The sequence below is a fragment of the Amycolatopsis sp. genome (genome assembly GCF_036008905.1).
In the GTDB taxonomy this organism is placed as follows: Bacteria; Actinomycetota; Actinomycetes; order Mycobacteriales; family Pseudonocardiaceae; genus Amycolatopsis.
Map to the genome: position 1 here is coordinate 1 of NZ_DASYMU010000192.1, position 5195 is coordinate 5195.

At 66.0% G+C, this 5195-nt stretch carries 8 protein-coding genes; 6 read left to right on the forward strand and 2 right to left on the reverse strand.

Features of this window, described 5'->3' with window-relative positions; genetic code table 11:
* Positions 1-286: 286 nt before the first annotated feature.
* Positions 287-724: a PadR family transcriptional regulator gene (locus VGP60_RS31775; protein ID WP_327551848.1), complete on the reverse strand. Its 438-nt coding sequence runs from the start codon at positions 722-724 to the stop codon at positions 287-289.
* Here VGP60_RS31775 and VGP60_RS31780 point away from each other — a divergent pair.
* The 5 genes from VGP60_RS31780 to VGP60_RS31800 all read left to right on the forward strand — a co-directional run bounded on the left by VGP60_RS31780 (position 630) and on the right by VGP60_RS31800 (position 4021).
* Positions 630-902: a hypothetical protein gene (locus VGP60_RS31780; RefSeq protein ID WP_327551849.1), complete on the forward strand. Its 273-nt coding sequence runs from the start codon at positions 630-632 to the stop codon at positions 900-902. The genes VGP60_RS31775 and VGP60_RS31780 overlap by 95 nt on opposite strands.
* 151 nt (positions 903-1053) lie before the next feature.
* The gene (locus VGP60_RS31785) at positions 1054-1608 is read left to right on the forward strand and encodes a SigE family RNA polymerase sigma factor (protein WP_327551844.1); all 555 of its coding nucleotides are present in this window, start codon (positions 1054-1056) and stop codon (positions 1606-1608) included.
* Complete coding sequence (locus tag VGP60_RS31790; protein WP_327551845.1) at positions 1605-2075, forward strand: hypothetical protein; 471 nt, start codon at positions 1605-1607, stop codon at positions 2073-2075. Before VGP60_RS31785 ends, VGP60_RS31790 begins: the two co-directional genes overlap by 4 nt.
* Before the next feature lie 75 nt (positions 2076-2150).
* Positions 2151-3332 (forward strand): hypothetical protein, encoded by a 1182-nt coding sequence (locus VGP60_RS31795; protein WP_327551846.1) that lies wholly within the window; start codon positions 2151-2153, stop codon positions 3330-3332.
* Between the two features lie 236 nt (positions 3333-3568).
* Complete coding sequence (locus VGP60_RS31800; RefSeq protein ID WP_327551847.1) at positions 3569-4021, forward strand: LysR substrate-binding domain-containing protein; 453 nt, start codon at positions 3569-3571, stop codon at positions 4019-4021.
* A 109-nt stretch (positions 4022-4130) separates the two neighbouring features.
* Here the strand turns inward: VGP60_RS31800 and VGP60_RS31805 are convergent, their stop codons facing one another.
* A complete protein-coding gene (locus VGP60_RS31805) occupies positions 4131-4388 on the reverse strand; it encodes an integrase core domain-containing protein (RefSeq protein WP_414640437.1) in 258 nt (85 codons plus the stop codon).
* 435 nt (positions 4389-4823) lie between these two features.
* Here VGP60_RS31805 and VGP60_RS41810 point away from each other — a divergent pair, with 435 nt between their 5' ends.
* Positions 4824-5060 (forward strand): response regulator transcription factor, encoded by a 237-nt coding sequence (locus VGP60_RS41810; protein WP_414640436.1) that lies wholly within the window; start codon positions 4824-4826, stop codon positions 5058-5060.
* The last annotated feature ends 135 nt before the right edge of the window (positions 5061-5195 follow it).

Here is a 5195-nt window from a genome sequence, read left to right on the forward strand (position 1 = left end):
AGTTTTAGCGCTGATGAAGTCGAGGTAGTTGCACTCGGCGCGCAGACCAAGCGACGCAAGTCGGGGAAGAGTCTGCCACAAAACCCCTCACAGTGACCAGCGAAAATACTGCAAGGTCGATTATTTGCACTGCGCTGGCAGAATGCGCATCGACAGTGCCATTCGCTGAAGCCACCGCGCACCACAGGTGGGCAGGATTTGTCGCAGCGCGAGCGGACTCCGACGCCGCCAGCTGATCTACACGGTACGACCACCAGCTCTAGACAGGTCGTGCATCAGAATTTGTTCATTGTTTGGCAATAGCATCGAGGAGCTTGAGGGCGGCTCTGGCCTGTGCGTGAGCTAATTCGGCGATGGCCTTTTCGTAGGGCCCGTCGGCACTCTTTTTGGCCGTCTTCGCGTCGTCGAGTTGCTGGCCGTAGCTGGCGCGCGCGGACTCGAGCAGTGACTTGCGCTGCTTGGCCGTCAACGAGTCAGCATGGACCAGCCGCAGGATGAACGGCCTGCGCAGGTGGTCGGGCCCGGCCTCCGAGGTCAGCCATGTCTTGAAGGTCTTCTTGCCGGCGGCGGTGAGCACGTACTGCTGGCTGGAGCGAGGACCCTGCTTGCCGAGGCGGACGAGGCCCTCCTTGGACAGCGCCGGGAGCTCGCGGTACACCTGGCTGTGGGCGACGCTGAAGAAGGCACCGAAACCGTACCTGCTGACCGCCGGGCACTGCACCAACCTCGGCGGGAACTGGTCGGGCGGCAACGTCAGCGGTGCACGCGTCGTGCGCAGCGACTGCCCCGGTTGTCGGCGAACGCATTTCGAAGCAGGGCTCGACCACCGGCGGCGACACTTGACCAGTTACTTCTACCCGCTCACCCGCGAGCTCCAGTCCTATGGCCTGACGCTCGCCTGAACTGTGCTGAACTGATCTACGCGGCGAGTTGCGGTAGGGGATGTGACCCAGGTCTCGCGGAGTGCCGTGCAACCCCGCAGGTGGGTCGAGGCCTGCTAGAAGGTGAAGGCCGGAGATCAATCCCGGATCGGCGAACAGTAGTGAGGACGACGTGCCAGAGGATCGGACTCACCGGGCCGCGCCGGGGTGGGAGGGTGAGTTCAGCACGTACTTCGAGGCGCGGGCCCCCGCCCTGCGTTCGACGGCTTTTGTGCTCTGCGGGGACTGGCACCGCGCCGACGACATCGTGCAGAACACCTTTCTCAAGCTGTACGTGATCTGGCCGAGGCTGTCCCGGCATGACGAGCTGGACGCGTTCGCGCGCCGGGTGATGTTCCGGCTCTTCCTGCGCGAGAACCGCCGCTTGTGGCGTTCACGCGAGCAGGTCAGCGGCGAACTCCCCGAACCGGAGGGGTTCTCGGACTCGGATGTGGCACAGCGGCTGACGGTCCGGGCCGCACTGGCCGGGGTTCCCCCGAAGCAACGTGCGGTGCTGGTCTTGCGCTACTGGAGCGACCTGAGCGTGGAAGACGCCGCCGTCGCGCTGGGCTGTTCACCGGGGACGGTGAAGAGCCAGTCCGCGCGTGGCCTGGTCGCGTTGCGCAAGCAGCTCGGCCCGCACTTCGACGACTTGTTCCGTAACGAGGAGAAGGAGCACCGGACATGACCGAAGACGAGATCCGTTCCCTGATCCTGCTGGCGTGCCCGGTCGAACAGCCGTCGACCGGTACCGAGCTGGCCGAGCTGCTCGGCCGCGGCCGCCGGAAGAGGAAGGTGCGCGGCTACTTGGTCATGGCGAGCAGCGCGGCGGGTACTGCCGCGGTGGCGGTGCTCATCGTCGCGCTCACGCTGGGGCGTTCGGCCGGCGGGGCGCCGGTGATCCCGGCGAACCAGCCCGCCGTCGTCCCCGCGACGTCCAGCTCGACGATTGGCACGACGACGACGACGCCGCCGCCGATGACGACGACGCCGCCGATGACGACGCCGCCGACGACGACCGCGGCTACTGGCACGCATAGCCCCGTCCGGTCGGGTTCCACCGCCGGGACGACTCCCAACACCACGACGTCCGGGACGCCGCACTCGAGTACAGCGGGCACCATGACGCCCCACCCCGGAACGACCACCACCTAACCCCGATCCCTGCCCTTGCCTCGGCGGTTCCTACTCGCCGGGCTTCTTCGGGCTGCCCGAAAAAAGGACCGTGACATGACCGACACCCTCGAACGCCCGCAGCTCGACCTCAAGGAGGCGACAGCGTGGACCCGACGCCCTTATGTCCAGGTCATCGCCGTCTATCTGCTGGTCAGGACGTTCGGCGTCGCGTTGCTGGCGCTGTTCGCGAGTAGCCACGACAAGCCGCTGATCGACCGGCTGACCGCCTGGGACGGCCAGTGGTACCTGTCCATCGCGGAGTACGGCTACCGCGGCGTCACCCACGGCCTGTTCGACGCCGCCGGGAACTTCGCGCCCTACACACCGCTGGCGTTCTTTCCCGCGTACCCGACCCTCCTGCGCTGGCTGGCGGCGGGCACCGGTCTGAGCCTCGTCAACGCCGCACTTGTCCTGAGCCTGATCGCGGGAATCGTCGCGGCGTGCGGAATCCACCGGATCGCCACGCTGGTCGACGGCCGGCCACGGGTCGGCGTCCTGGTGGTCGCGCTCTGGTCCGGCGCGCCGATGGCTATCACCTTGTCCATGACCTACACCGAAGCGCTTTTCACCGCGTTCGCCGCATGGGCGCTGGTCGCGGTGCTGGAGAAGAAATGGCTTCTGGCCGCGTTGTGCTGCGTCGGCGCGGGACTGACCAGGTCCACCGCGACCGTCCTGATCGGAGTCGTCGTGCTCGCCGCGGTGATCGAGGTGTGCCGCGAGCGTTCCCGATGGTCCGAAGTGGTCTGCATCCTCGTTGCCCCACTCGGGCTACTCGGATTCTGGCTCTATGTGGCGAATGTGACCAACAGCTGGACCGGATGGTTCGATCTCGAGTGGCGTAATTGGCGGACCAGGTTCGACGGCGGCAAGGAGACAGTGGGCTTCGTCAAGGACACGCTGTTGTCCGGCTCGTCGGTGATGGAGCCGATGACCACGTTCGTCCTGCTCGGCGCCGTGTTTTTGGCTGTCCTGCTGGGGAGATCCTCGATCACCGCGCGGATGCCGTGGCCGGTGGCCGTCTACGGAGCCGGGGTGGTCGTCCTCATCGCGGGCACCGCCGGTCTGCCGTTCTCCAAGCCGCGCTTCCTCCTGCCGGGATTCACGCTGCTGCTGCCGGTCGCGATGGGGCTGGCCGGGCGTCGTCGCGGCACCCAGATCGCCGTCGTGGCCGGGTTCGTCCTGCTGGGTTGCTGGTTCAGCGCCTACTCGCTGACGGTATGGCGCTATGCCATCTGAGACCCGGCCGGCGTGCGCGCGGTCGCGGCCGGGCGCGCGATCGAAGCGGACGCTCGTGCCGCACTGCGGGCCGCGGAGCGCGTCGTCACCGGCGCCCGCGCGGTCGGTCGCGGAGCGGGCGGGCAGCTGCGGATAGCGTGCGCGGAAAGCATGACGGTCGGCCTGCTGGCGCGCCCGTGCTGCGAGTCTGGAGCCGTCGGCACCGGAGGTCCACTTGGTACTGACCGAACTGTCCAGTGCGGACGCCCCTCGCCGGGGAAGTGACCGCCGGGCGGGCGGATCTCGCGATCGGGCCGCGACCGTCCCGGTGGGACAGACACGCCGGCGTGCTCGGCCGGGAGGAGATCGTGGTGGCGATGGCGCGCACCGATCCGCTCGCCGCCGAGGCCGAGGGGGTCACCTTCGCACTGATCGCCGGTGAGCCGGTGGTGCACTACCACCCGGACAACGGCCTCGGCGGCTGGCTGGACGACGTCGCCGCCCAGCGCGATGTCCGGTTGACCGCGGCCACCCGCACCCGGCAGGCCACCACCGCCGCACACTTGGCGGCGGCCGGACTGGGCGTCGCCCTCGTGCCGACCACGGCAGTGCACGCGTCCTTCCCCCGGGGTCGCCTGAAGCCTGCGGGCCGTACCGAGTTCGTGCGCGGCGACGTGTGCGACCGCCCCCGCCTGGCCAGCAGCTCTTAACTACCATGCACGTATTCCGTTGCAGACGCGTGTAGCCGCTATGAAGAACTGTTGTAACAACAGAGTTTGATGCGCCCTGAAGTTTCCGGACAGTGAATCGTGGACTTACTTACGCGGCCTGTAACTCATTCAGGTACTCGATGTGAGCTTCGCGTGGGGTCTTGTATCCAAGCCCCGAATGGAGACGCCGCGAATTGCAGTGCATCTCGATGTAGTGTGCAATATAATTACGCGCGTGTTCTCGAGTCGGATACTCCGTACGATGCACTCGCTCGTTCTTCAATGCCGCAAAGAACGATTCGGCCATAGCATTGTCGTAACAGATCCCTGTTCGGCCGACCGACTGGCGAATGCCAAGACCATCCAGGGTCCCGGCAAAATCAACCGACGTGTAGTTGCTTCAATGCCACTTAGTTGAGCGGTGCGTTGCAGGATGACCGGATGAGGGTCGTAGTGTTCCTGCAGGTGGCTGGGCATCCTGGTAGGAAATGCATGGCGGTTGCCCTTCTTGCAGACTCGCGGGTAGGTTCGATGCCGTCGCTTGTTGCGCCGCGCATGAATGAGCGTATCGCGTAGTGACTGACCGGCAATCCCCAGAACTCTTGTTCCACCATGTCTGGCTTTTTCGACCGGAACCCACCACCGTTAAGCAATTGCACTTGGACTTCGTGGAACGCAGTCTCGATCTCCCAGCGCTGATGGTAGGACGATGCGCGCCGTCCCGTCCGGACCGGCGGGCACCGCGGGTACTCCACGCTCGCGATCGTCGGTCCGTTCGTGTCGGCCACGACGTTGACCTCGTTTGTCGCCGACACCAACCCGGCCGCGGTCGTCGTGCGGACGTGGATCCAGTGCTGGGCGACAGCAGCAAGTCCTCTACCTGATCAGCCAAGGGCTGAACACCCAGGACATCGCTGCCGCACTGTGGGTCTCGTCCGACACCGTGCGCGGCCATGTCAAGGGCGTGATGGCCAAGCACAATCGCGCACACGCCGTCGCCACTGCCAGCGCACTTGGACTGCTCACCGGCCCCAGGTGAATTGATCAGAACCCGGTCAGATCAGTGACGCGCACAGCCGCCTGATTTTGGTCAAGTTGGGAGCATCCATCCAGCCCTGATGGTGTCAACGGCCTTACACGGATTTGGCGGGAGTCAGCCGGTGGGCGGCAGTGC

What these genes read in the sequence shown, in the direction of transcription:
- VGP60_RS31790 (WP_327551845.1), top strand. Translation starts at nt 1,605, where the DNA reads ATGACCGAAGACGAGATCCGTTCCCTGATCCTGCTGGCGTGCCCGGTC.
- VGP60_RS31795 (WP_327551846.1), top strand. Translation starts at nt 2,151, where the DNA reads ATGACCGACACCCTCGAACGCCCGCAGCTCGACCTCAAGGAGGCGACA.